Origin of the sequence: Pseudoalteromonas sp. JC28 (assembly GCF_013319255.1) — a bacterium.
In the GTDB taxonomy this organism is placed as follows: domain Bacteria; phylum Pseudomonadota; class Gammaproteobacteria; order Enterobacterales; family Alteromonadaceae; genus Pseudoalteromonas.
In genome coordinates, this window is the sequence record NZ_QOKX01000010.1 from 196,713 (window position 1) to 222,159 (window position 25,447).

Sequence of the window (25,447 nt, forward strand, 5' to 3'; positions counted from 1 at the left end):
ATTGAGTAATACCTAAGCTTCTCGTTCGCCATGATGCGTGCTTGAGATAATACGGTAGAAATTTAGGAATAAACACTATGGGTTTTAAATGTGGCATTGTTGGTTTACCTAACGTAGGTAAATCTACTTTATTTAATGCGTTGACTAAAGCGGGCATTGAGGCCGCAAACTTTCCTTTCTGTACTATCGAACCGAATACCGGTGTAGTACCAGTACCAGATGCTCGTCTTGACCAGCTAGCTGAAATTGTAAATCCTCAGCGTACTATCCCAACTTCAATGGAGTTTGTGGATATTGCCGGTTTGGTAAAAGGCGCTTCAAAAGGCGAAGGTTTAGGTAACCAATTTTTGGCAAACATCCGTGAAACGGATGCTATCGGTCACGTAGTTCGCTGTTTTGAAAATGAAAATATCGTTCACGTTGCTGGTCAAATCGATCCTGCTGAAGACATTGATGTTATCAACACTGAGCTGGTACTTGCAGACATGGATACTGCTGATCGCGCGGTTTTACGTAACGCGAAGAAAGCGAAAGGCGGCGATAAAGGCGCGAAATTTGAACTTGTTGTACTTGAAAAAGTAAAAGCGCACTTGGACGAAGGCTTAACGCTTCGCTCACTTGAGCTAAATAAAGAAGAAGCGGCAGCAATAAGCTACCTAAACTTTTTAACGATCAAGCCAACTATGTACATCGCCAATGTTAACGAAGATGGCTTTGAAAACAACCCATTCCTAGACAAAGTACGTGAAATTGCAGCAGCAGAAGACGCGGTTGTGATCCCTGTATGTGCAGCAATTGAGGCTGAACTTTCTGAACTTGAAGAAGAAGATAAGAAAGAGTTTATGGATGACTTAGGCTTAGAAGAGCCAGGCCTAAACCGCGTGATCCGTGGTGGTTATGAGTTGTTGAAACTGCAAACTTACTTTACAGCTGGCGTAAAAGAAGTGCGTGCATGGACTATCCCTGTTGGCGCGACAGCACCTCAAGCTGCTGGTAAAATCCACACAGACTTTGAACGTGGTTTTATTCGTGCGCAGACTATCGGCTTTGATGATTATATCGAGTTCCGTGGTGAATCTGGTGCGAAAGACGCAGGTAAAATGCGTCAAGAAGGTAAAGAATACATCGTAAAAGATGGCGATGTGATGAACTTCTTATTTAATGTGTAACTATAGTTACTACACGCTATTTCAATAAAAGGAGCTTCGGCTCCTTTTTAGTTTTATCAACTCTGCTTTTTAATCAAATAAGTACCTTGCTCTTCAGAGTAAGTTATAGACTTCAAAGGAATAAAAATTCACAGGTTTTGTTAAAAATTTGCAATTGCCCCGCATGATTTGATATAAAAACAAGCCGTTTCGCTTAATTTATCTGCAAACAAACTGTGTTAGCAGATTTTTTGCAAAAAAGGTGTTGACGGCTTGGGGGCATATACGCATAATACGCCCCGCATCAGCGATGATGAGAAGTTAAAGAGATGGCTATGTAGCTCAGCTGGTTAGAGCACATCACTCATAATGATGGGGTCCCCTGTTCAAATCAGGGCATAGCCACCATGCTTTAACTACTACCAAAACTCATCGATTTGTTGACGCAAAAAATATGCGTAAGTAATGGAATTGGCAGTTGTCTTAATATAGACGCTGGATTTAGGTTCCAATAACTAATGCTAAAAGATGTGCGGAAGTGGCGGAATTGGTAGACGCGCTGGATTTAGGTTCCAGTATCTTCGGATGTGAGAGTTCAAGTCTCTCTTTCCGCACCATGTTCTCGATTGGAACTAAAACAATCAAATTTTCGTTGGAGTATCGCCAAGCGGTAAGGCAGCGGGTTTTGATCCCGCCATTCCCAGGTTCAAATCCTGGTACTCCAGCCATCTCTTTTTGAGATGTTAGCTACAAATAAAATATCTACTGTGCGGAAGTGGCGGAATTGGTAGACGCGCTGGATTTAGGTTCCAGTATCTTCGGATGTGAGAGTTCAAGTCTCTCTTTCCGCACCATGTTCTCGATTGGAACTAAAACAATCAAATTTTCGTTGGAGTATCGCCAAGCGGTAAGGCAGAGAAGAGAGAGGTTTTGATCCCTCACTCATCCACCCCCAGATTCAAATCCTGGGTTCAACAATTTAAGTTAGATTTGAGTTTTCGTTGGAGTATCGCCAAGCGGTAAGGCAGCGGGTTTTGATCCCGCCATTCCCAGGTTCAAATCCTGGTACTCCAGCCACATTTCTAAAGTTTTGGAATTGGCAGATGTCTTGAAATAGACGCTGGATTTAGGTTCCAATATACTCTAGATAATAAATGCGGAAGTGGCGGAATTGGTAGACGCGCTGGATTTAGGTTCCAGTATCTTCGGATGTGAGAGTTCAAGTCTCTCTTTCCGCACCATGTTCTCGATTGGAACTAAAACAATCAAATTTTCGTTGGAGTATCGCCAAGCGGTAAGGCAGCGGGTTTTGATCCCGCCATTCCCAGGTTCAAATCCTGGTACTCCAGCCAATGGCTATGTAGCTCAGCTGGTTAGAGCACATCACTCATAATGATGGGGTCCCCTGTTCAAATCAGGGCATAGCCACCATTTACAAATGCGGAAGTGGCGGAATTGGTAGACGCGCTGGATTTAGGTTCCAGTATCTTCGGATGTGAGAGTTCAAGTCTCTCTTTCCGCACCATGTTCTTTCAAGTAGAACTCAAACGCTTGAACTTACCTCTATTGCTGGGTATCGTCTCGACACGAATTGGAAGCGGTAAGGTAGCCTAACTCAAATCTGGGCTAAATAAGATTTGAACTTACCTCTATTGCTGGAGTATCGCCAAGCGGTAAGGCAGCGGGTTTTGATCCCGCCATTCCCAGGTTCAAATCCTGGTACTCCAGCCATCTCTTTTTGAGATGTTAGCTACAAATAAAATATCTACTGTGCGGAAGTGGCGGAATTGGTAGACGCGCTGGATTTAGGTTCCAGTATCTTCGGATGTGAGAGTTCAAGTCTCTCTTTCCGCACCATTTAGTAACAATTTATTTCCTCTTTATTCATTCCTAGCTCATTTTCCTAATGTTACTTTTATACTTTCTCCGTGTTAGGAAAGAAAGTGCTAAAGTCTTTATTTCTTTTATTTTCATTAATCATTTTCAGTATACCTAGCTTTGTAGAAGCGAGGGCTAGCTCAATTTGCTCTCCATCACACATAGAAATAGCACTCAAGCATTTTAGCTACTGTCAGCCCTCGGAGCAGGCAAATAAAGTTTCATTCCAAACTTTTACTAACGATACCTACTCAGTTGTGATTCGCGACAACTCTTCTGAACTAACGTTAAGCTGGATAACTGGCGCTACCGCGCTTGCTGGTCTACCTAACAAGTACGATTTAACACCTCTTGAGTTTATGACACGAGCTTTCAATGGTACGTTTGATATACAGAGTGAAGACATGCAGAAAGTCAGTGCTGAGCTTGGCGTTATAGACGAAGCAAATGTATTTACCGCTACTCACGGAGCAAAACATATTTTTTCTTCTATCAGACCTTCAGGGGTTCAAACTGCTTACATTTTGCAGCCCAACAGTGATTGGTTATTAAGGCTAGATGGCAAATTTGATATTAATACCTTGATGTATGTCGTCGATAAGCTAACACTGATGAGATAATCTCGGCACTAAATAATGAAGCGTGCAGTAATACCAATTTATCTTAATACTTGCTCCTTCAAAAAGATCACTTAATTAAGTAAATTGGTATAACACGCTCAGTGTAGAGAACAAAGATTAAAAACCAACTCCTCCCATGGCGTGCTTAAGCACTTCTGTTTTTATCGGCCCAGCTTTATTCGCCACATTCAGCGCCAGATTTCTCAAATGCTTTAACGGTGTTACTTGATTCGAAAAGCCAAAATAACACGCATCCATCATACTCATCATCAAGAGGTTGTCTTTCCTACGCTTTGACTCGTAATGATGTAGTGCACTGCTGTCACCAATATCTTCTTTTGCCTCAATCGCTTCGGCAAGTGCCGCTACGTCTTTAAAGCCAAGATTTACTCCCTGCCCTGCTAACGGATTAATGGTATGAGCTGCATCTCCTACTAATACCACTCGTTCGCTCACGTATTGGTTAGCATGTTGCCTTGCTAAAGGAAAAACCGCCACTTCTTCAATCTCAAAGTCACCGGGTAGCTCAAAAAATGCAGCTTTTACTTCTTGTTTTAGCGCCTGCTTATCTAGTTGCTTAAGTAAATTGAGTTTATTGCCGTTGTCATACCAAATCAGATTGGCATACGGATACTGCATAGGTAAAAAGGCAATGGGACCTGATGGCTTAAATTGCTGCCATGTTTTTTCTTGCTGCGGCGCGTCGAGTTTAATCAGCAGCCCCATACAATGTTGCTCATATTGCCACCCCGTCACGCCTATGCCACTCATTTGTCTGACGATAGAACGGCCACCATCAGCTGCAATTAACAAATCGGTGGTAAAGGATGCTGCTTGATACTCAACCGTCACGGAATCCTCATTATGAACAATGCGCTTTGGGATCCCCTCTGGTGAAACCACTTTGATATCAAATTCCTCAAACTGTTCCCACAATGCTGCTTGAATGAGGTTATTCTCAATTAAGTGTCCTAAGTGCGAGGCGTTTAGCGCTTCACAATCAAATATCAATTGCCCTGGCTTATCCTCATAGGCTTCTAGCTGCTTGTAAACCGCGGCTCTGGTGCTTCTTAACACAGGCATAGCACCAAGCTCATCTAGTAACTGCTCGGAAAAGCGATTGATAGCAGAAACGCGAATATCTACCTTATCACTTGCGAGTATTGCATCAGGTGAGATGGGAGAATGTTCAATAATGGTTACGTCAACACCTTGCTTCGCTAGCTTAACAGCACACGCTGCACCAACCATGCCACCACCGACTATCAGAGCCTTGTTTTTCATGCCATATTCCACTTAATTGAGTCTTTGCGCATTGTAACGCATATAAAAACAGATGTTTGCTTAAAACACTCTGTATTGATCCACATTTTGAAAGTTAAAATCTATACTTGGCTAGACAAGATAGGTCATATAAAATACGCGTCCTTTAGGCATAATGATATCAATTCAGCATCGCCTGCACGAGAAACGCGTAGTGCTAAACACCGAGTTGTAAACGAGGCAATATTTAAATGAGTAAAAAACTGCATATTAAAACCTGGGGTTGTCAGATGAACGAGTATGACTCCCAGAAAATGGCGGATCTTTTGGATTCAACAAATGGCTATCAGCTTACAGAAGAAGCTGAGCAAGCTGATGTGATCCTACTCAATACTTGCTCGATTCGTGAGAAGGCACAGGAAAAAGTATTCCACCAACTTGGTCGTTGGAAACTACTAAAAGACACAAACCCTGATCTTGTTATCGGTGTTGGTGGCTGCGTAGCGTCACAAGAAGGTGACACCATTCGTCAGCGCGCGCCATTTGTTGATATCGTGTTTGGCCCACAAACATTGCACCGCCTACCAGAGATGATCAAACAGGTGCAAAGCAAAGAAGGTGCTGTCGTTGATATTTCATTCCCTGAAATTGAAAAATTTGACCGTCTCCCTGAGCCAAAGGCTGAAGGCCCGAGTGCATTTGTTTCAATTATGGAAGGTTGCTCTAAGTACTGTACTTTCTGTGTTGTACCGTACACGCGTGGCGAAGAAGTAAGCCGTCCTTTAGATGATGTGATCCTTGAAGTTGCTCAGCTTGCGGAGCAAGGTGTACGTGAAGTGAACTTACTCGGTCAAAACGTAAATGCTTACCGTGGTGAAATGCACGATGGTGAAATTTGTTACTTCTCTGATTTAATTCGCTACGTTGCGGCAATTGACGGTATTGACCGTATTCGTTATACAACATCTCACCCTGTTGAATTTACACCAGATATTATTGAAGCCTATGCGGATGTGCCAGAGCTTGTTGACCATTTACACCTACCGGTACAAAGTGGTTCAGACCGTATTCTAAACCTGATGAAACGCGGTCATACTGCGCTTGAGTACAAGTCAACGATCCGCAAGCTACGTAAGATCCGCCCGAACCTAAGCATGTCTTCAGATTTCATCATTGGTTTCCCAGGTGAATCAAACGCAGACTTTGAAGCAACGATGAACCTGATTAATGATATCGGCTTTGATATGAGCTTTAGTTTCATCTACTCGGCGCGACCTGGCACACCAGCAGCCGACTTACCTGACGATGTTGCAGAATCAGAAAAGAAAGAACGTCTGTATCTTCTACAGAACCGTATCAACCAAATGGCGCAGGATATCAGCCGCAAGATGCACGATACCGAGCAGCGTATTTTGGTTGAGGGCCCATCGAAGAAAAACCCAATGGAACTGCGTGGTAGAACCGAAAATAACCGCGTTGTAAACTTTGAAGGTCCACACTCAGTGATCGGCCAATTCGTCGATGTACGTATTACTGAGGCATTACCAAACTCGTTACGTGGTGAACTTATCCGTACTGAAGCAGAAATGGATTTACGTCGTGACGTAAAACCGTCGGATATCTTAAATAAAGCACCACAAGAACCTGAAATTAATGAATTAGGTGTTGGTACTTTTACCCCCTAGCATTTTTAAATTGTGCGCTAGCTTCGGCTAGCGTCATTTTTATAGGAAGACATTTTGAGTAATCAGATAAAGAATATAGAAATTTACTTAGAACCCGCAGATAATCACCGCCTTTCTTCACTTTGTGGTCCGTTCGACGAAAATCTAAAACAAATAGAACGTCGCCTTGGAGTTGAAATCGCACACCGTGACAATTGGTTTAAAGTGACCGGACAAGCGGTAACGGCAAAAGCAGCTGTGGATATTCTAAAGTCTCTATATGTTGATACTCAGCCTGTGAAAGGAAAAATGACAGAAATTGAACCGGATCAGGTTCATCTGGCCATCACAGAAGCGAACGTACTCGAACAAGACGCCCCAACCGTATGGGACAAAGAAGTCTATATTAAGACTCGTCGCGGTGTGGTTAAGCCTCGTAACCCAAATCAGAGCCAATATGTCGCTAATATCTTAACTCACGATATTACCTTTGGTGTTGGTCCTGCGGGTACAGGTAAAACCTATCTTGCTGTTGCAGCAGCGGTTGATGCGCTAGAACGTCAAGAAATACGTCGCATCCTCCTCACTCGTCCAGCGGTTGAAGCTGGTGAAAAGCTGGGTTTCTTACCGGGTGATTTAACACAAAAAATCGACCCTTACCTTCGTCCACTTTATGACGCCCTATTCGAGATGCTTGGTTTTGAAAAAGTTGAGCGCTTAATCGAAAAAAATGTCATCGAAGTTGCACCTTTGGCGTATATGCGCGGTCGAACACTCAATGACGCGTTTATTATCTTGGACGAAAGCCAAAATACCACGACTGAACAAATGAAGATGTTCCTTACGCGGATTGGCTTTAATTCAAAAGCGGTGATCACCGGCGATATCACGCAAATCGATTTACCTCGTGGTGCGCGCTCTGGACTTCGTCATGCGATAGAAGTGCTCAATGATGTAGAAGAAATTTCATTTAACTTCTTTAAATCTCACGATGTAGTTAGACACCCTGTGGTTGCTCGTATCGTCGAAGCATACGAGAAGAAAGAAGAACAAGAGCGTCTCGCTAAAGCTGGAAAGCATCAGGCGAAACAGCAACCTTCTGAGGAATAAACCATGGACTTAATGCTAGATTTGCAATTGGCTTGTGAGTTTGAAAACTTGCCATCCGAAGCACAATTGCAATTATGGGCAGAACATGCATTAACGCAATTTCGCGAAGAAGCGGAATTAACGATTCGCATCGCTGACGAGCACGAAAGCCAAGAGCTCAATAGCCAGTATAGGGGCAAAGACAAGCCAACCAACGTGTTGTCTTTCCCATTTGATGCGCCACCGGGGATTGAGTTGCCACTTATTGGTGATTTAATTATTTGTCCCCAAGTGGTATACCAAGAATCCATAGAGCAAGAAAAGACCTTTCATGACCACTTCGCCCATATGGTTATCCATGGTTGCTTGCATTTACTTGGATTTGACCATATAAATGAACAAGACGCGGTAGAAATGGAAACAATAGAGAAGCAAATTCTCGCTTCTTTGAATATCGCAGATCCTTACAGAGACGATTGTTAAATTAACGGAGCAGACACAACTAATGAGCGACGATAACTCGCAAAGTAGTCAGGGTTCTTCTAGCAAGACCTGGCTGGGACGCATCACACAGATGCTGCAAGGGGAACCCCAAAATAAAGAAGAACTGGCTGAAGTCATCGCTGATGCGCAAGAGCGCCAGCTGATTGACCCAGAAACCAAAGATATGATGGAAGGTGTACTCAGCGTTTCAGAGCTGAAAGTACGTGACATCATGATCCCACGTTCGCAAATGATTACACTTGATGTAGATGAGCCGCTCAGTGCTCAACTCCCTATGATGGTAGAATCTTCACACTCGCGTTTTCCTGTGATTTGTGAAGACAAAGACCACGTAGAAGGCATCTTACTTGCCAAAGATCTCTTACCTTTGATTTTGCGCGAAGAGCGCGATTTGCCAAATATCCGCGAATATCTTCGCCCCGCTGTGGTCGTGCCTGAAAGTAAGCGTGTCGATACCCTGCTCAACGAATTCCGTCAAAAACGTTACCATATGGCTATCGTGATTGATGAATACGGCGGTGTATCTGGACTGGTTACTATCGAAGATATTCTCGAAACCATTGTTGGTGAAATCGAAGATGAACATGATGACGACGAAGAGCAACAAGATATTCGTCAGCTGTCTAAACATGTTTATACCGTACAAGCACTCACGCCCTTGGATGAATTCAACGAATTCTTCAAAACCAACTACGACACCCAAGAAGCAGATACCATTGGCGGTATTATTCTTCATGCATTTGGCCATATGCCAAGCCGTGGTGAAACTATAGACATAGATCCCCTTCAGTTTAAGGTAACTAACTCCGATAACCGGAGGATCTTACAAATTCAAGTAAGCGTACCTAAATCTGAACATGTTGAAGACTCTAGTATCTAACCTGAGTAACCTCGCAAAAGATAAGTTTGCATGGCTGGCACTCACTTCTGGCTGTGCGCTTACTTTTGCTTATTCCCCTTTTGGTTTTTGGCCTATCGCGTTTGTCAGCTTGATTATAGCTACTTGGCTTACCGATAAACCCAGTCCAAAGCTCGCGGCTAAATATGGCTTTTTATTTGGCTTTGGCTGGTTTGCCCTTGGCATAAGCTGGGTGCATGTCTCTATCGCTGAATTTGGTGGTTTACCCTTACCTGTCTCAGTGCTGTTGATGGCATTACTATGTGCTTATCTTGCCATCTACCCGACATTGGCATTTGCTTTTGCCAGCTACTTTACTCGCACACCTTGGCAACGGGTGCTGGCACTTGTTGCGGGTTTTGCCATTACCGAGTGGCTGCGAGGCCATATGCTCACGGGCTTCCCTTGGCTTAGCTTCGGTTACACATTAACTGACTCGCCATTGGGCAGTTTAGCCCCTTGGATCGGTGAATTTGGCTTAACATTGTTAGTTATTTTAGCGACAACAAGCCTTTACTATCTACTTAAACAACGTGCGATTTATCTCACCATAGTCAGCTTTGCTGGCATTGCCGGTCTATACAGTGTGCCAATCATTCAAGGCCCACTGAAATACTCGGGTGATGAAATTACCACCTTACTTGTACAAGGTAATATCAAACAGAGTCTGCGCTGGGAGCCTGAACAGTTTTGGCCTACCATGTCTAAATATCGAGATATGACCAGACCTAACTGGCAAGGCGTTGATTTAGTGGTGTGGCCAGAAGCGGCTATTCCAGAATTTGAAGATATCGCCTACCCATTTTTAGAAGGGCTGGACAAAGCCGCCGCGTTTAATGGCACGGCGCTAATAACGGGTATTCCCGATTATCAGTTTGATACCAGAACCGCGTACAACACGCTGATCACCCTTGGTAAAAAAGAAAAAGAAGATAGCGAAGGGCAATATCACTATCTGCACAAAAACCGCTACCAGAAGCACCAATTGTTACCTATTGGTGAGTTTGTACCGTTCGAAGACCTATTGCGTCCTATAGCCCCTCTTTTTAACTTAGCGATGTCGTCATTTACTCGAGGTGATGCGGTACAACCAAACCTACTTGCGAACGGTTTGCATGTGTTACCCGCTATTTGCTACGAAATCGCGTTTAGCGAGCTTGTCAGAGGTAACTTTACCTCTGAGTCAGATATTCTTTTTACTGTGAGCAACGACGCTTGGTTTGGAGATTCCCACGGCCCGCATCAGCATATGCAGATCGCTCGCATGCGTGCCTTAGAATTACAGCGCCCATTAATTCGAGTAACGAATAATGGTATCACTGGTGTTTACGATCCACTTAGCAAAGTTCAGCATGCCATTCCACAATTCGAAGCCAATATACTGAAAAGTGATGTAAAACTCATTAGTGGAGTGAGCTGGTATGCAGAGCATGGTAATCGCCCCATCTGGTTTATTGTCGCTTTTATTTTGCTGATACTCACCGCCGCAAAGGCAAAGTCCATAGTGCTTAAGCGATTTGAACGCAACTTTTTGTAGTTGCGGTGTTGTACCTGTCGCGATGTAAAATCGTACCTACATACAATAAATAACCTTTGGTAGGAGCCGCTTTACGCGGCGAGCTTTTGTGCCACATCGCGATGTGAAATCACTCCTACACAAAATATATAACGTCTCGTAGGAGCCGCTTTACGCGGCGATATCTAATGCCATATCGCGATGTAAAATCGCTCCTACATGCAATATATAACTCTGGCCAGAGCCGCTTTACGCGGCGAGCTTTTGCTATATCACAATGTGAAATCGCACTGAATATATTACCTCAGCTAAAAGCAGGTTTGTGTTATTACTCACAAGGTATAATAACACTCACTTTCAACCCACCTAATTCGCTATGCGCGACGGCAATGCTGCCACCATGCAATTCAACCAGTTTTTGACAAATAGATAAACCTAAGCCGGAGCCACCAAGATCTCGGCTACGTGATTTATCACAGCGGAACAAACGTTCAAACAATCTCCCTAAAGCTTCATCACCCACACCTGGGCTTGAATCTTCAATAACACATTGGATTTGCTGGCTTTGATAGCTAATATCCACACAGACTTCTCCCGGCTTGTCAGTATAATTCACACTATTACGAGCCAAGTTATTAAATACCTGAGCGAACCTAGTTACGTCAATATCGATTTCCAGCTCATCAGGTAGTTCAATATGGGCATTAAACTCAAGCCCTTCATCCGTCACAAAGTCATCAATATCTTCAACAAGACCAATAAAGGCTTGTTTGGCATTGACGCGCTCTAACGCCAAGTTAAGGCTGCCGGTATCTGCCTGCGCGAGTTCGTAGATATCTTTAATTAATGTGTTAAGAGTATCAAGACGGCGGTTAAGCACTTTGTAGCTCTGCTGGGGATTTTCCACCAAATTATGTTCAAGAGATTCAATATGTAGCTTAAGTACGGTAAGTGGTGTTCTTAATTCATGAGAAATATCTGCAAGTAGTTGCTGCTTTAAGTCCAAGGTTTTGTTGAGAAGCTGCTTCTCGAGTTCCAGTGAGCGACGTTTGTTTCTCGCAAGTAGTAAAAATGCGCTCAGTAGAACGACCAAAACTCCCACCACTGCTGCCGTTACTATTTGTTCTACGCGCTGTTCGGCCAGCTCTACATCACGCTGTGTTTTTAGACTTTGTAGCTCATATTGATTTTTCTGGTACTCGGTATCCATCTGATAGGCCAAGGCTTTTTGACTGGCTTCTTTTTCAAGCTGAGAAACCTTAGATTCCGCATATTGTAAGTGATAATTAAGCGCAGACTCAAAATCACCTTTCGCGCTGTAGGCGTCCTTTAACACTCGTAATGCGGTTTCCTTGAGGCCAAGATAAACCTCATCTTGAGCAATAATTTGCTCCATACTTTGAATAAAAAAATCAGCTCGTTCAGGTAAAACAATTTGCGCATAGGTAGTCATCGTCTCTTGATAAAGCACTTTACTTTGTACCGGATCAATTAACTCTAGCGCCTGTTCAACATACTCTTGAGCCTTAGCTTTTTCATTTGCTTTTAATTTAACTTCAGCCAAATTGCTCAGGGCCCAGCCCTGATTTCTGGTGTGGTCATTCTCCTCGAAAATCGTAAATGCTTTTTCAAATGACGCTTGTGCATTGTCATATTGGCTGAGTTTCATTTGTTCACGACCAATGCGGATCAACGTGTAAGCTGAATAAACGACATTGCCCGCTTTAATGTCATAGTCATATGCGGTTTGATAGGCTTCAAGCGACTTTTCATGGTCGCCAATCACTTGATGTGCACCACCTAGGTTATAGTAAACTTGTCCAAGTAAAACCGTATTTTCCTGTTTTTGGCTTTTTAGTACCGCTATCGATTGCTGCAGTAATTCAAGTGCCTTGTCCGGTAATGAAAGATCCGAGTAAACATCTGCTAACTGAGTAATCGCAGACACTTGCAAATCTGGGAGTTCATACTTCTTTGCCACTTCAATTGAGAGTTCATAACTCTCTATCGAGTCTTTATAACTGCCATTGCTTTTGTAAGCAGCAGCCCGAAAGCGGTAAGCGTGGCTTAACAATCGATGCATATCAAGCGCAGATAGCTGAGATACGGCTAGGTTTAAATAACTAATCGCATCGCTAAATCTCCCCTCTTTGAGCATGAGGTCACCATACGTTAAAGAGTATTTAGCTTCATATTCGGGTAAGTGATGTGAGAGTAATACCTGTTTAAAGCGCTCCGCCCATTTATATGCTTCTTCGAGCTGGAAACCGTTTTTTAATGCAACCGTGGTCTTATGGTGAACGTCTGCAATTTCTTCCGGCGTTAAGCCTGACTCTAATACTTGGTCGACTTTTTGAAGCGCGCTATCACGTGTTTCTTGTTGCTGAATTTCTTTTATAAAAGCATCATATAAACGCTCACTAGCGTGAACTAGTGGGCTTAGTAGTAGGCAACAAGTAAGCAGGATTATCTTAAAGTGCAACACGTTATCGTCTCTTTTTTATTATCATTATAAATTGAGCAAAACAGCAGGCGAATAGGCTATCATATTGCGTGAGCATTAAATAATAAATTGTGGTTCTATGTATGTCGAATAATTGTCTAACTCAGTTTTTGTTAGCGTTAAAAAGCGCGGATATAGAAAAAATAAAAGCCGTGTATGCACAGGTGACCAGAGACGAGCAGATTGAGGTCCTCAAGTTTCTTTTTCAAAGTGCGCAGAGTAACACTGTACTCTATGGCCACTATCAAGATATAGCGAGTGTTTGCTTACAAGCAGCACGCTTTCCAGAGGCGATGATAGCTGCGATTAACTCCTTGGAGAAGTTTGCCTTTTTTTCAACACCATTGATCCAAGCTGAGCAAATCAATAACCTTAACCCGCAAGGAAATAACATACTACATATCCTTTTATCGCAAATGTCCGCGAAAGATAACGGTCTAAATTACCTTAGAACCTTATTGCACTTTGAAAGCAAAGAGCTACTTCAAAATGCGCTGAGTCAAAGAAATGCAAAAAAGTTAACACCTCTAGAATGCTACTTAGCTTTTAATAGCCATACTGCGCCACTGAGCATTCAAGAATTAAGTGCGTTACTTGGCTTGATGGAAATCGAAAGGCGACATATAAGCGCAGTGGAACCCCACAACGCTAAAGTGATTGAATCACACCTCCAACAACAACACCGGCTCAGTGAATATAAACAATTTCTGCTAGCCACTTACTATCAAAGCAATGCAGGCTAACTTTCCTCAGGCTTTAAATTAAGAGGCAGGCAAACTGGCGATGTATTCACTTGCTGTCATGCGGTGATAGGTGACTTGTTTGTAAAGTAAGTGCGCAGGGTTTGGGTCAACCACTTCAATTGGAATTGCTTTGTGCCTTGCTATTTCCAAGGCCATTTGAGTGATATTGACACTAAAGGAAGTGCCCATAAAAATGATTCTATCCGCAGCATACATTCGTGACTGTGCTTCGCTAATACGATACAGATCGGTGTAGTATTCGTCGAATAACAATACATAGGGTTTAAGTGACACGCCTTTTTCTGGGCCTTGTCGCGCGATCTTGAAAAGTGCTAACAACGACTCGGCCAATCGACTTTCGTCTACCTCATCCCAAGGGGCAGTAAAACACGCTGTGGGCTCACCTTGGGTATGAAAGGGAGTCACCTGATCAACGCGTCCATGGATCGCAATAAAATGATTATTTCCCGCTTTACCATCTAAACCGTCGATATTTTGCGTGATCACATTTTTATCACTAAGCCATTGATGAACCTGATTGGGGCCGTGATTACGGTAAGCCACAAAACGATGGTAGTACCATTTTAAGAATTCCGCCGGTTGCGATTTATACATTGCGCGCGTTGCCATTTCTTGAGGAGTGTAATTAGCCGAACCTATCGTCCAAAAACCATCATCTCCTCGAAAAGTCGGAATACCACTTTCGGCACTCACCCCAGCACCTGTGATATACAACGTTTGCAACATGACACAACCTCAACTCAAGTAAATTTGACTCACGATAACGTAAAGTAGATACCCAAGGCTAGCAACACAAGTGCACCCGCAAGCCCAAACATAGGCAGTTTGCTACCAATAGATTCTGGTCTTTCGAACACTTCAGAAGGTGATTCAGTCACTACTGTTTCTTCTTCCACCGTTTTTACATCCGGTTTAGTCGACTCATGGGGAGTAGTCTGAGGTGAAGCCTGAGCTTCCGCAGTCCCTTCAAAGGCCGTACAAGGGATCTGCCATTGATACCCTTTTCGTGAAAAGGTTTTGATGGCATCATCACCAAACAAAGCACGTAAATGGCCAATATTTTGAAATACGACCTGATCGGTTACTTTTCTATCTGGCCATACCTTCTCTAAGATGTCTTCTTTACTGTGGATGGTTTGAGGAGCAGATAAAAATAGCTCCAATATCTGAGCAGGTTTTTGTTTTAAATTGAGCTTTCTGTCGTCTTTATAAAGCTTCAGTTCTTTGCTATCAAACAAAAAATCCTTAAAAGCGAATTTCATTTCCCTAGTTCCCAACTTGGTCTTAATTACTGTAATAGTTATTGTTTTATTCGAATTTACTACAACTTAACATTGCATTTATAACGAAACATGCCGCGAAAATATAGGGCAATGTTACATCGGTTTACAAACTATTGATAAAATCGGCTTTAGTATAGAGCGATCACTCAGAAAATCACTACCTAATCCTTAGAATAATTCGAATAGACTCAAAACCTAAGCATATATAAACTACATTTTCTGTAATTGTTAGGCTGGCTCATGTTACTTGCTTTTATCTACTCCATCGTGTTGATAAAAACCTCATTACTCGGGCTGGGACTTGTCAGTATTGTGCTCTCAACAGTCTTTATTCTCGCGCTACATCTCAATATACCCACCCTCTCAACCAATGCAAAAAGCGAATTTATTAAATCCTTTAAGTTTGTGACCTTCTCGCACCTGCTCGGTTACTTGTTGTTATTGGGTAAACTTTTGTTTATTGATGGCTGGCAAGACGTACCTATGTTCATTGCAAGTCACTTGATCATGCATCACATATGGAGTGGGCTTATTGCTGCGATTTTGACATTGACAACCATACTAAAATACCAAACGCTCATTGCAAAATCTAAGGCAACTAAAAGCACTTAACAAGTGCAACTATTTATATTTGTAAAATAAAGAGAACCAAACTAGACGCCTTCTTACACTTTATGACAGCCCCCCAACAGACCTTGACACCTACCCTATTTATACTGTCCTCAAGTTAACCACAACGGACATTGATTATGAAAATTAAAGCGCTTTTATCTCTTGCATTACTCACAACAAGTTTATCGTCTTTTGCAGAACAAAATAACGAGACGCATCGCGTTGGTTTAGACATCTCTGGCGGCGGCGCTTCTTATAAAAGCTCAAGCAAAGATGGTGATGGTGTAGGCCAAGCATACCTGTATTACAACTATCACTTTACGCCAATTTTGGCGCTTGAATTAGGTTATAACAGCGGTGAAGACTTAGATGATTGGAAGTGTGAGGACGAAAATGATCGCAAGTTTACCTGTACGCAAAACAACAAAACTTTGTTTGGCCTTGGCGCTAACAATTTAGAATTTGATAACTTTGTTGTTGCCGCAAAAGGCTACTATCAAATTTCTGACAACAGCTATTTTTACGGCAAATTAGGTGCGAACTACTACGATTACGAAATCACTCGTGGCCGCACTAAATTAGTTACCGACGATGGCATCGGTTTTGTCGCTGAAGCGGGTTGGCAATATGACTGGGATAACGGCATGGCAGTTAACCTTGGCTATAAGTACCTTGATATGGGTGACTTGGATACATCGAGCCTATCTCTGGGTGTCAGCTACCGCTTCTAATACCCAACCAATAAAAAAGCATGTGAGTCTCACATGCTTTTTTATTCTTTAAAACCTAGGCTTTAATCAAACGCTTTTGTAAGATTTGAACTTGATCGCGCGCTTGAGCTGCTTTTTCAAACTCAAGCTCTTTAGCAAACTTCATCATTTGTGCTTCGAGTCGGTCTATTTCTTTAGCGATCTCTTTCGCATCCATTGCAGGCATACCTGGTTTAAATTTGGCATCGATATCAACCACTTTGTCATCAGCCACTTCCTCACCGAGATCCATCACATCCGTGATCTTCTTATTGAGTGCCGTTGGGGTAATGCCATTGGTCTCATTGTACGCCTCTTGCTTTTCTCTACGTCTTTGCGTTTCATCTATAGCTTGGCGCATTGAGTTCGTCACCCTATCACCATATAAAATCGCTTTACCATGTAAGTGACGTGCCGCGCGGCCAATTGTCTGAATAAGAGAGCGTGTCGAGCGTAAGAAGCCTTCTTTATCAGCATCAAGAATGGCAACCAAAGAAACCTCGGGCATATCCAAGCCCTCTCGTAATAAGTTGATGCCAACGAGTACATCAAAGACACCTTTGCGCAGGTCTCTAATGATCTCCATACGTTCAACGGTATCGATGTCAGAATGTAAGTAACGTACCTTAACATTATGATCGTTAAGATAATCGGTCAGATCTTCTGACATGCGTTTTGTTAGCGTAGTAACCAGTACACGCTCATTCACTTCCACCCGTTTGTAGATCTCAGAGAGCAAATCGTCAACTTGAGTTGCAACTGGACGCACTTCTACTTCTGGATCTAATAGCCCTGTTGGACGGATCACTTGCTCGGCAACATCACCCGCAGATTTGTTCAATTCATAATCACCAGGAGTCGCCGAAACATAAATAGTTTGCGGCGAAATCGCTTCGAACTCTTCAAACTTTAGTGGCCTATTATCTAGCGCAGACGGTAATCTAAAACCATATTCAACCAAGTTTTCTTTACGACTGCGATCGCCTTTGTACATCGCACCAACCTGCGAAACAGTAACGTGAGACTCGTCGATGATCATAAGCGCATCATCCGGCAAATAATCTAACAAAGTTGGTGGTGGCTCGCCTGGTGCACGTCCCGATAAATATCGGCTGTAATTCTCAATACCAGAGCAATAGCCAAGCTCGGTCATCATTTCAATGTCGTACTGTGTACGTTGAGCAATGCGCTGCTCTTCGACTAGGCGATTTTTATCCAATAATTGAGTACGGCGGTCTTTTAATTCCACCTTGATACGCTCAATGGCATCAAGGATCTTTTCTCTTGGCGTCACATAGTGGGTTTTTGGATAGATAGTTGCGCGAACTAAGTGTTTCTCAACGGCACCAGTCAAGGGATCAAACAAACTGATCCGCTCTATCTCATCGTCAAACATCTCAACCCGTACCGCAATGGTTTCCGATTCGGCAGGAAAAATATCAATAACTTCACCGCGAACTCGATAGGTACCACGGCTAAAATCCATGTCATTACGCGTGTATTGTAGTTCTGCCAAACGCCTTAACATGTCGCGCTGATCGATAGTTTCACCGACTTTCAGCAACAGCATCATCTTCATATAAGAGTCGGGATCGCCAAGGCCGTAAATCGCTGAAACGGAGGCGACGATGATAGTGTCTCTGCGCTCAAGCAAAGCTTTGGTCGCAGATAAACGCATTTGCTCAATGTGATCATTGATAGACGCGTCTTTCTCAATGAAAGTGTCGCTGGCAACGACATAGGCTTCGGGTTGATAATAGTCATAATAAGAGACAAAATACTCAACCGCATTATGAGGGAAAAACTCTTTCATTTCGCCGTACAATTGCGCCGCTAGTGTTTTGTTATGCGCCATAATGATTGTAGGACGGTTAAGATTATTAATGATGTTGGCCATGGTAAAGGTTTTACCTGTCCCCGTAGCCCCCAGCAAGGTTTGATGTGCAAGGCCCGATTCTAAACCATCACACAGCTGAGCAATCGCAGTTGGTTGATCTCCGTTTGGCTGAAACTCAGAAACTAGCTGAAACTTATCTTCCATTACGCCTCCTTTTGAACCTCGCTTGCTGCAATTTCATTAATTACTTTCTTAAACCAATTGTAGGCTATGGCTGCGGTAAATAAATTCCCCAAAGCAGCGCCTGCAAATAGCCCTGGTAATCCTGCCAACTGTGAGCCTATATAAGCAATAGGTACATAAAATATGAACAACCGGATCACACTTAGAATGAGCGCATTCATCGGTTTATGCAACGCATTAAATGACGAATTGGTTAATATGATCACGCCTTGAAGGCCGTATCCTAGCGGCATGATATAAATAAATAACTGTATGGTTTCAACGACAGCAGGTTCATTACCAAAAGTATGACTGATGTAGTAAGCGCTCAATACCAGTAATAGATAGACCGCAAATTGAAAAGCAAGCACAAATTTAAGTGTTTGGGTATAGGCATCAGACACACGCTGGTATTGTTTTGCACCAAAGTTCTGACTTACAAAAGGAGGCAAAGTCATAGAAAGCGCCAAAACCACGAGACTTGCGATAGACTCGATACGACTCCCAACGCCAAATGCGGCCACAGCTTCTGGTCCATAACTGGCAATAAGTGCGGTCATTACCGCCATTGCCAACGGCGTCAGCATATTTGCGCCAGCTGCAGGCAGGCCGATGGTGAGAATTTTTTTTGCCGCATTTGTGAAGCTGGTGTATTTTGCAGACAGTGAGATAAGACGTTTTTTAACTATCAGCAAATATAAAATAATAGTTACCCCAAGACTCCAAGATAACACACTGGCCACTGCAGCCCCTTTTACACCCATTGCATCAATTGGCCCAAATCCGAAGATTAATATCGGGTCCAGCACCGCATTTACTAATCCCCCGAGTCCCATGACTAAACTTGGCGTTTTGGTATCACCACTGGCACGCAGCACTGAATTACCAATCATCGGCGTTATCAATAAAATCGAGCCAATGAACCACACGGACATATAGTCGTGTATAAATGGCATAACCGCTTCACCTGCCCCGAGGAGAATAAAGATCTCATCGACAAAAATAAAACCAAGAATAGAAAGCAGCGAAACAAAAATGGCAGAGATAATAATAGCCACTGCGGCATCAAACTTAGCTTCGTCGAGCAAATTGCTACCCAAAGCCTTCGCGATAACGGCGGATGTGCCAATACCTAGCCCGATGGCTAAGCTAATTACAGTAAAGGTAACTGGAAAGGTGAAGCTGATTGCTGCGAGCGGCTCGGTGCCAAGCATACTAATAAAGAAAGTATCAACGAGATTAAACATCATCAGCGTGATCATCCCGAATATCATGGGGATCGTCATTCGCTTTAAAGTCGCCCCAATATCACCAAAAAGGATATCGTTGCCATTGGAATTTGACTTAGCTTGAGTCATAACAACCTATTTCTGATACTTTAAGCGGCTCATTGTATGCTATTCAAGATGTTGACGCTATGCGAGAAACGTTAAGAGTCGTTATAAAGTCTAAATTAGCAACAGTTACCTATAAAAAGCTTGTGTTACGTCACAGGATTAAGGTTTAGTGTTGAAAATAACGATTCAGTAAGTTTTGACAAAAAAGTTACAACCTCGCTTGCAAAGTAGCATGTTTTTTGCACAACCAAAAAGATAAAAAGTTCATAAAAGCTTCACACTGAACAACAAATAAACAAAAATAACCAAGCAAATATAACCTATTGATATTGTTGAAATTAAATATTTATCGAATTTTACTTGAAACGGCTGCAGCGCCCTAATTTCATAGTCTTGCAATACTTCTCAAATAATAATAAACAATGTTATCCACAGATTCCGTGGATAAGTCGCTCCAAGCCAATAGAATAAAGGTTTTCAGCTTGGAGTAATTTTGATCAACGGCGAGTTTAGTGTGATCATTCTTAAAACAACAACTGGATCAATTTAGATCTCTAGACTAACCTTGCTTCTGGAAGTAAAAAGCATCTAGCTACTAAAAATAACGAGGATCACATATACAACTGTTTTAATTGAACTTTTTATTAATTTATTGATTCTCACTTTGACGATAGTAACTACTTACTGTTTGCTACACCGCGTTTAAATAGAGATTATCAATATCACACTATTCATGCTCATTGATCTCCTTCACGTGACAATTGCAATGATTTAAAGATCTCAAGAAAACATCATAAAATGAGCAGTTAGGGATATAATTCAAACAAAACGTTCAAAAAATACATTAAACAGAATGTATCACTGTATCGATAAACAGTAAAAACTGTATATGTTAATTTTATTCGACATCCCCCTACATGATGATTTAGGAATTTTATACAACAGCTTCTATTTCATATTTTGCAGCTCTTCATGATATGAGGCTTTTGAAACCGAAACTCACTAAGAGTCATTATATTAACGATGATAAATTACCTATCACTCAACTTTTGCTTAGATTACTAGGCGGCAAGTCGAGCGCTGCGATCAAAACCCACTCAGGGGAACAAAAATCAAACAGCAAAGGTCAACAGGACCTATATCAAGAATTCTAAACAAGCTAAAAAGCCAACAAATAGCGCATTAATTCATCGCTTAGTAGAGTTTTTTACGTTTCTGTGATTTTAGTGGTTGACACCTTGCAATGTCGTCATTAATATTTCGCCCCGTTGAGAGATACGCTTCCCCCTTAGCTCAGTTGGTTAGAGCGACGGACTGTTAATCCGCAGGTCCCCCGTTCGAGTCGGGGAGGGGGAGCCAAATTCTCACACTTGACTATTCCCCCTTAGCTCAGTTGGTTAGAGCGACGGACTGTTAATCCGCAGGTCCCCCGTTCGAGTCGGGGAGGGGGAGCCACTCCTTCACCGGAAAGTCAACATTTTATTGTAGTTCCCCCTTAGCTCAGTTGGTTAGAGCGACGGACTGTTAATCCGCAGGTCCCCCGTTCGAGTCGGGGAGGGGGAGCCAATCAATAAGATAGTGCTCAAAAGAGCATTCCTAAAGTTCCAAATTGTTCCCCCTTAGCTCAGTTGGTTAGAGCGACGGACTGTTAATCCGCAGGTCCCCCGTTCGAGTCGGGGAGGGGGAGCCAATTCCACGAAAGCATTAGACTTTTTCCAGCATTTACACTACTCTACAAGCAATATTCTCACTGCATTTGCCCGAATAACATCCTTCTCTGCAATTTATCGACCAGACAAAAATCAAACCGATGAATTTGATAAAGAAATTGGCAATGCACCCGATACTATGGAATAACTCTCTTTAAGAAGCGTACTATGGCTGGTTTTAAAAAACTTATCGTACTCCAAGTCACCTCTTGGCTATTATTCTCCTTGATTGGTAGCTTTTTTTTCGCAACAAGTTTTGACTCTGCAATCAACAAAGCACAACAAAGTGCCCATACCATGGTGACAGAGTATATAAAGGATAAGAAACTCACTGAAGTTACTCCTGAACATATCCGTCAGGCCTTAAATAGCGGGGATGTTTTCTCAACTTTTATCGTACGAGACTTTGACGGCCAAACTGTTTTGCAAGTCAACACACCAAGCAACCTCCCCTTTATCGCCGAACTCATAGAATCAAATATCAATGCTATTCGCCCCCAATTTGCTGTTAACGATACCAAAGACATCAAAATTGAATTCTTGATCAATGCACAAAGTCAGGCGCAATTACTACAACAAGCCCTACTGCTACTTATCGTTATTTCAGCGTTAGTTGCCTTTATTCCTGTTTTCTTTATGCAAGGCGTCTATAAGAAGCTCAATCGCAACGTCAGTATGACAGTGGCCAATGCGGTAGATTCATACATCACACAAAACCAAGTTACCGACAATATTGAGTTCGATTTTAACGATGGTAAGGTCGCAGAACTCGGGCATGATTTAGTCCCCTCTTTTAAACGATTAGCTAGCTTTTTAAAGTCAAAGCAAGAAGACATTAAAAATGCCGCTCACACTATCAAGCAAGAAGCGTATAAAGATGTAGTCACCGATCTTGGCAACCGCAATATGTTCGTTGAACATTACGAGCAGTATATCGAGTCATCAGCTAAAAAGGCATTTGGCTCGTTGGCGATGATCCGCTGTTCTGAATTGCAGGTCATTAACCAAACTCGTGGTTATCAAAAAGGTGATGAATACATTAAGTCGGTATCGGATATCATCAAACACGTTACAGGTACTTATGCCGGCAGCCAGGTGTTCCGTTTAAATAGTTCCGATTTTGCAGTGATCTTACCCAATGTGCCAAGTAAAGAAGCGGAAGAGTTTGGTGAAACACTGCAAGCGCGTTTTACTCAGTTCCAGCAAAACCAAGAACTATCATCGGTTGCAAACACTGGGATTGTACCTTACGAGAACGGTAAACCACTTGGAGAGCTACTCTCGGTTGTTGATAATGCCATGAGTATGGCACAAAGCAAGCAAGCCAATGCTTGGCATATTCAGCGTGAATCTGACCTAGTGAATAATGTTAGTGCTGGATTTGGCAACCAAAACTGGCGTCGCGTGATCCGCGATGTGATCAACAGCAAACGTGTTAGCTTGATGATGCAAAATATCATGCCAATTGGTAAAAATTCTAAGGCCTATGCTGAGATCCAGTCTCGCTTCAAAACTGAAGAAGGACAGATGCTACCAACGGCTTCTTTCCTTGCCATGGCGGAAAAGCTGGAAATGGCCATCGAGATTGATCAGCTGATCATCGACACCTCGCTAGAACTTATCAAAACGCGTAACTTTAATGAAAAGTATTTTGGGATCAATGTCACCGCATCGAGCGCTCATAACGATCAATTTGTGATCTGGTTAGAGCGTCGTTTGTTAAAAGAAACCAATCTCGCCTCTAAACTGGTATTTGAAGTTAGCGAGTTTGGCTTACAGCAAAATATTAAAGCCAGTAAGCGCTTTATTGATATGGTGCATCGTGCCGGCGCTCGTATCACCGTTGAGCGTTTTGGTGTGGGTTTAACGTCGTTTAAGTTTTTTAGAGACTTAAAGCCTGACTATATCAAAATGGATGCAAGCTATACTCGTGGTCTTGAAGAAGACAAGAATAATCAATATTTTATGCGCTTAATGGTTGACCTTGCGCACCGTATCGGTGTCAACGTATTTGCCGAAGGTATCGAGAGCCAAGAAGAGAAACACATAGTCGAAACGCTTTGTTTGGACGGTGTACAAGGCTATTACATCGAAAAGCCGAAAGAAATCTAAGTAACCTGAGCTTGGATAATTCTCCCCTTATCCAAGTTTAACGAAAGTTCCAAGGGCAACGTATTTGCCCTTCCCTTTCCCGCTGCCATTGCGCTGACTTTCACACACTATCATTTGCCACACCAGTTACAATCTGTGTTACTATTGGCAGGAATTATCATTCAAGTTTGTCCATGGGATCTTAAGAAGTTCACAAAGATAAGCTTGAAGATTATTTCGGCGCTAGCGGTAATCCAATATCTAGCAATAAAATCACTCTATCACCATGATTTTATTGCTAAAAAATCATATATTTAGCCTGATAAGCAAACTCTGAATTAGGATTACTTGCTAATAACTGAATGAAAACTGTCAGCATTACATGACAAGCTACAGCCTCACACTATTTGAGAGGCTAGCTTAAATGATAGCAAAGCACATGTTTTCACTTAAAAAATTCAAAGCGGAACGGTGCTATCGGTTTAATTCTACTAAAAAGTATTTTTAGCAGAGTTAAACCCAGTCAAAACTTGCACCTAGTAAGTTCTTTAATACAGTTAACTATCACCTCGATTTGACGGGAAAACCCGCATAAAGTGAATAAGTTATAGAGGCAGGAATGACCGAATACATTTTGTTGCTCATTGGCACCGTGCTGGTGAATAACTTCGTTTTAGTCCAATTTTTGGGCTTATGTCCATTTATGGGGGTATCTGGAAAATTGGATACCGCAGTGGGAATGTCGTTAGCGACCACCTTTGTTCTTACGCTAGCCTCAGTCACCAGCTATTTGGTCAATCAGTATATTTTATTGCCGCTCGATCTCACTTTTTTAAGAACGATGAGCTTTATTTTGGTTATCGCTGTGGTTGTGCAATTTACAGAGATGGTGGTACGTAAAACCAGTCCAACCTTGTATCGGTTACTGGGAATTTTCTTACCTTTGATCACCACCAACTGCGCTGTACTAGGCGTCGCACTACTTAATATCAAAAAAGACCACACCTTTTTAGAGTCTGCAGTCTATGGTTTTGGCGCTGCGGTTGGCTTTTCTATGGTTTTGGTGCTATTTGCCGCTTTGCGTGAGCGTTTGGCTGTCGCTGACGTGCCGACACCCTTTAAAGGCGCATCGATAGCGATGATCACCGCAGGACTTATGTCGCTTGCGTTTATGGGCTTTTCTGGATTGGTTAAGTTTTAGATATGACATTACTTTACGCATTACTTGCACTGGGTGCGCTGGCGCTTATTTTTGGTATTGTGCTTGGCTATGCAGCAGTGAAATACCGAGTTGAAAGCAACCCAATTGTTGAACAAATAGACGCTATTCTGCCACAAACTCAATGCGGCCAGTGTGGCTATCCCGGCTGTCGACCTTACGCTGAAGCGATTGCGAATGGCGATGACGTAAATAAATGCCCTCCCGGCGGTGAAGCTACAGTGAAAAAACTGGCGGACTTAATGGGCGTAGAAGCAAAGCCACTGGCTGGCGGAGAAGACGCAGAGCCGGTCAAGAAAGTGGCTTACATTCGTGAAGACGAATGTATTGGCTGTACCAAATGCATTCAAGCTTGCCCCGTGGATGCTATCGTTGGTGCAACCAGACAAATGCACACCGTGCTCATCGACGAGTGCACAGGCTGCGATCTGTGTGTCGAGCCCTGCCCGGTCGATTGTATTGATATGATCCCGGTTGCACAGACCAAGCAAACGTGGAAGTGGCAGCTAGACGCCATTCCTGTGACACAGATTGATTAAGA

Annotated in this window: 19 protein-coding genes and 15 tRNA genes; 28 read left to right on the forward strand and 6 right to left on the reverse strand. The window is 42.7% G+C overall.

Features of this window, described 5'->3' with window-relative positions:
• The first annotated feature begins 77 nt into the window (after positions 1-77).
• The 13 genes from ychF (at position 78) to DS891_RS20885 (ending at position 3,646) form a co-directional block, all read left to right on the forward strand.
• Entirely contained in the window at positions 78-1,169 is a 1,092-nt protein-coding gene (gene ychF, locus DS891_RS20825; RefSeq protein WP_174170841.1) for a redox-regulated ATPase YchF, read from the forward strand.
• 310 nt (positions 1,170-1,479) lie between these two features.
• Positions 1,480-1,556 (forward strand) — tRNA-Met (locus DS891_RS20830).
• Between the two features lie 124 nt (positions 1,557-1,680).
• Positions 1,681-1,765 (forward strand) — tRNA-Leu (locus DS891_RS20835).
• 36 nt (positions 1,766-1,801) lie between these two features.
• Positions 1,802-1,876, forward strand: a tRNA-Gln gene (locus DS891_RS20840).
• Between the two features lie 41 nt (positions 1,877-1,917).
• Positions 1,918-2,002, forward strand: a tRNA-Leu gene (locus DS891_RS20845).
• Between the two features lie 148 nt (positions 2,003-2,150).
• Positions 2,151-2,225 (forward strand) — tRNA-Gln (locus tag DS891_RS20850).
• 79 nt (positions 2,226-2,304) lie between these two features.
• Positions 2,305-2,389 (forward strand) — tRNA-Leu (locus DS891_RS20855).
• A gap of 36 nt (positions 2,390-2,425) precedes the next feature.
• Positions 2,426-2,500, forward strand: a tRNA-Gln gene (locus DS891_RS20860).
• Between the two features lie 2 nt (positions 2,501-2,502).
• A tRNA-Met gene (locus DS891_RS20865) sits at positions 2,503-2,579 on the forward strand.
• 9 nt (positions 2,580-2,588) lie between these two features.
• A tRNA-Leu gene (locus DS891_RS20870) sits at positions 2,589-2,673 on the forward strand.
• Between the two features lie 131 nt (positions 2,674-2,804).
• Positions 2,805-2,879 (forward strand) — tRNA-Gln (locus tag DS891_RS20875).
• Positions 2,880-2,920: 41 nt separating this feature from the next.
• A tRNA-Leu gene (locus DS891_RS20880) sits at positions 2,921-3,005 on the forward strand.
• A gap of 86 nt (positions 3,006-3,091) precedes the next feature.
• Positions 3,092-3,646: a hypothetical protein gene (locus DS891_RS20885; RefSeq protein ID WP_174170842.1), complete on the forward strand. Its 555-nt coding sequence runs from the start codon at positions 3,092-3,094 to the stop codon at positions 3,644-3,646.
• Positions 3,647-3,763: 117 nt separating this feature from the next.
• Here DS891_RS20885 and DS891_RS20890 read toward each other — a convergent pair whose 3' ends face one another.
• A complete protein-coding gene (locus tag DS891_RS20890; protein WP_174170843.1) occupies positions 3,764-4,930 on the reverse strand; it encodes an FAD-dependent oxidoreductase in 1,167 nt (388 codons plus the stop codon).
• Between the two features lie 230 nt (positions 4,931-5,160).
• Between DS891_RS20890 and miaB the strand changes: the two genes are divergently transcribed.
• The 5 genes from miaB to lnt are packed head-to-tail and all read left to right on the forward strand — an operon-like array spanning position 5,161 to position 10,601.
• On the forward strand, positions 5,161-6,594 hold the full coding sequence (miaB, locus tag DS891_RS20895) for a tRNA (N6-isopentenyl adenosine(37)-C2)-methylthiotransferase MiaB (protein WP_010607359.1): 1,434 nt from the start codon (positions 5,161-5,163) through the stop codon (positions 6,592-6,594).
• 54 nt (positions 6,595-6,648) lie between these two features.
• A complete protein-coding gene (locus DS891_RS20900; RefSeq protein ID WP_174170844.1) occupies positions 6,649-7,683 on the forward strand; it encodes a PhoH family protein in 1,035 nt (344 codons plus the stop codon).
• Between the two features lie 3 nt (positions 7,684-7,686).
• Complete coding sequence (gene ybeY / locus DS891_RS20905; protein ID WP_174170845.1) at positions 7,687-8,145, forward strand: rRNA maturation RNase YbeY; 459 nt, start codon at positions 7,687-7,689, stop codon at positions 8,143-8,145.
• Positions 8,146-8,167: 22 nt separating this feature from the next.
• Positions 8,168-9,046 carry a CNNM family magnesium/cobalt transport protein CorC gene (gene corC, locus DS891_RS20910; RefSeq protein ID WP_174170846.1) on the forward strand — a complete coding sequence of 293 codons (879 nt, stop codon included), beginning with the start codon at positions 8,168-8,170 and terminating at the stop codon, positions 9,044-9,046.
• Positions 9,024-10,601 (forward strand): apolipoprotein N-acyltransferase, encoded by a 1,578-nt coding sequence (lnt, locus tag DS891_RS20915; RefSeq protein WP_174170847.1) that lies wholly within the window; start codon positions 9,024-9,026, stop codon positions 10,599-10,601. The genes corC and lnt overlap by 23 nt, the downstream gene beginning before the upstream one ends.
• A 307-nt stretch (positions 10,602-10,908) precedes the next feature.
• Here the strand turns inward: lnt and DS891_RS20920 are convergent, their stop codons facing one another.
• Positions 10,909-13,065 carry a tetratricopeptide repeat protein gene (locus tag DS891_RS20920; protein ID WP_174170848.1) on the reverse strand — a complete coding sequence of 719 codons (2,157 nt, stop codon included), beginning with the start codon at positions 13,063-13,065 and terminating at the stop codon, positions 10,909-10,911.
• Between the two features lie 101 nt (positions 13,066-13,166).
• Between DS891_RS20920 and DS891_RS20925 the strand changes: the two genes are divergently transcribed.
• A complete protein-coding gene (locus DS891_RS20925; protein WP_174170849.1) occupies positions 13,167-13,826 on the forward strand; it encodes a hypothetical protein in 660 nt (219 codons plus the stop codon).
• An 18-nt stretch (positions 13,827-13,844) separates the two neighbouring features.
• Here the strand turns inward: DS891_RS20925 and DS891_RS20930 are convergent, their stop codons facing one another.
• Positions 13,845-14,570 carry a Sir2 family NAD-dependent protein deacetylase gene (locus tag DS891_RS20930; protein ID WP_029215916.1) on the reverse strand — a complete coding sequence of 242 codons (726 nt, stop codon included), beginning with the start codon at positions 14,568-14,570 and terminating at the stop codon, positions 13,845-13,847.
• A gap of 32 nt (positions 14,571-14,602) precedes the next feature.
• Entirely contained in the window at positions 14,603-15,109 is a 507-nt protein-coding gene (locus DS891_RS20935) for a winged helix-turn-helix domain-containing protein (RefSeq protein ID WP_102056247.1), read from the reverse strand.
• Positions 15,110-15,370: 261 nt separating this feature from the next.
• On the opposite strand from DS891_RS20935, the gene DS891_RS20940 reads away from it, so the two are divergent.
• Both DS891_RS20940 and DS891_RS20945 read left to right on the forward strand, forming a co-directional pair.
• A complete protein-coding gene (locus tag DS891_RS20940; RefSeq protein ID WP_174170850.1) occupies positions 15,371-15,742 on the forward strand; it encodes a hypothetical protein in 372 nt (123 codons plus the stop codon).
• A 137-nt stretch (positions 15,743-15,879) separates the two neighbouring features.
• Complete coding sequence (locus DS891_RS20945) at positions 15,880-16,473, forward strand: porin family protein (RefSeq protein ID WP_010607368.1); 594 nt, start codon at positions 15,880-15,882, stop codon at positions 16,471-16,473.
• A 55-nt stretch (positions 16,474-16,528) separates the two neighbouring features.
• Here DS891_RS20945 and uvrB read toward each other — a convergent pair whose 3' ends face one another.
• Both uvrB and DS891_RS20955 read right to left on the reverse strand, forming a co-directional pair.
• Positions 16,529-18,532: an excinuclease ABC subunit UvrB gene (gene uvrB, locus DS891_RS20950; RefSeq protein ID WP_102056245.1), complete on the reverse strand. Its 2,004-nt coding sequence runs from the start codon at positions 18,530-18,532 to the stop codon at positions 16,529-16,531.
• Positions 18,532-19,908: an MATE family efflux transporter gene (locus DS891_RS20955; RefSeq protein ID WP_010607370.1), complete on the reverse strand. Its 1,377-nt coding sequence runs from the start codon at positions 19,906-19,908 to the stop codon at positions 18,532-18,534. The genes uvrB and DS891_RS20955 overlap by 1 nt, the downstream gene beginning before the upstream one ends.
• A gap of 1,261 nt (positions 19,909-21,169) precedes the next feature.
• Between DS891_RS20955 and DS891_RS20960 the strand changes: the two genes are divergently transcribed.
• From DS891_RS20960 to rsxB, 7 genes are all read left to right on the forward strand, one after another.
• Positions 21,170-21,246, forward strand: a tRNA-Asn gene (locus DS891_RS20960).
• A gap of 19 nt (positions 21,247-21,265) precedes the next feature.
• Positions 21,266-21,342, forward strand: a tRNA-Asn gene (locus DS891_RS20965).
• A 34-nt stretch (positions 21,343-21,376) separates the two neighbouring features.
• A tRNA-Asn gene (locus DS891_RS20970) sits at positions 21,377-21,453 on the forward strand.
• Between the two features lie 47 nt (positions 21,454-21,500).
• Positions 21,501-21,577: transfer RNA gene (locus tag DS891_RS20975), tRNA-Asn, on the forward strand.
• 187 nt (positions 21,578-21,764) lie between these two features.
• Positions 21,765-23,708: an EAL domain-containing protein gene (locus DS891_RS20980; protein WP_174170851.1), complete on the forward strand. Its 1,944-nt coding sequence runs from the start codon at positions 21,765-21,767 to the stop codon at positions 23,706-23,708.
• 598 nt (positions 23,709-24,306) lie between these two features.
• Positions 24,307-24,888, forward strand: coding sequence for an electron transport complex subunit RsxA (gene rsxA / locus DS891_RS20985; protein WP_010370383.1), 582 nt, complete (start codon positions 24,307-24,309; stop codon positions 24,886-24,888).
• Positions 24,889-24,890: 2 nt separating this feature from the next.
• Positions 24,891-25,445 (forward strand): electron transport complex subunit RsxB, encoded by a 555-nt coding sequence (rsxB, locus tag DS891_RS20990; RefSeq protein WP_010370380.1) that lies wholly within the window; start codon positions 24,891-24,893, stop codon positions 25,443-25,445.
• The last annotated feature ends 2 nt before the right edge of the window (positions 25,446-25,447 follow it).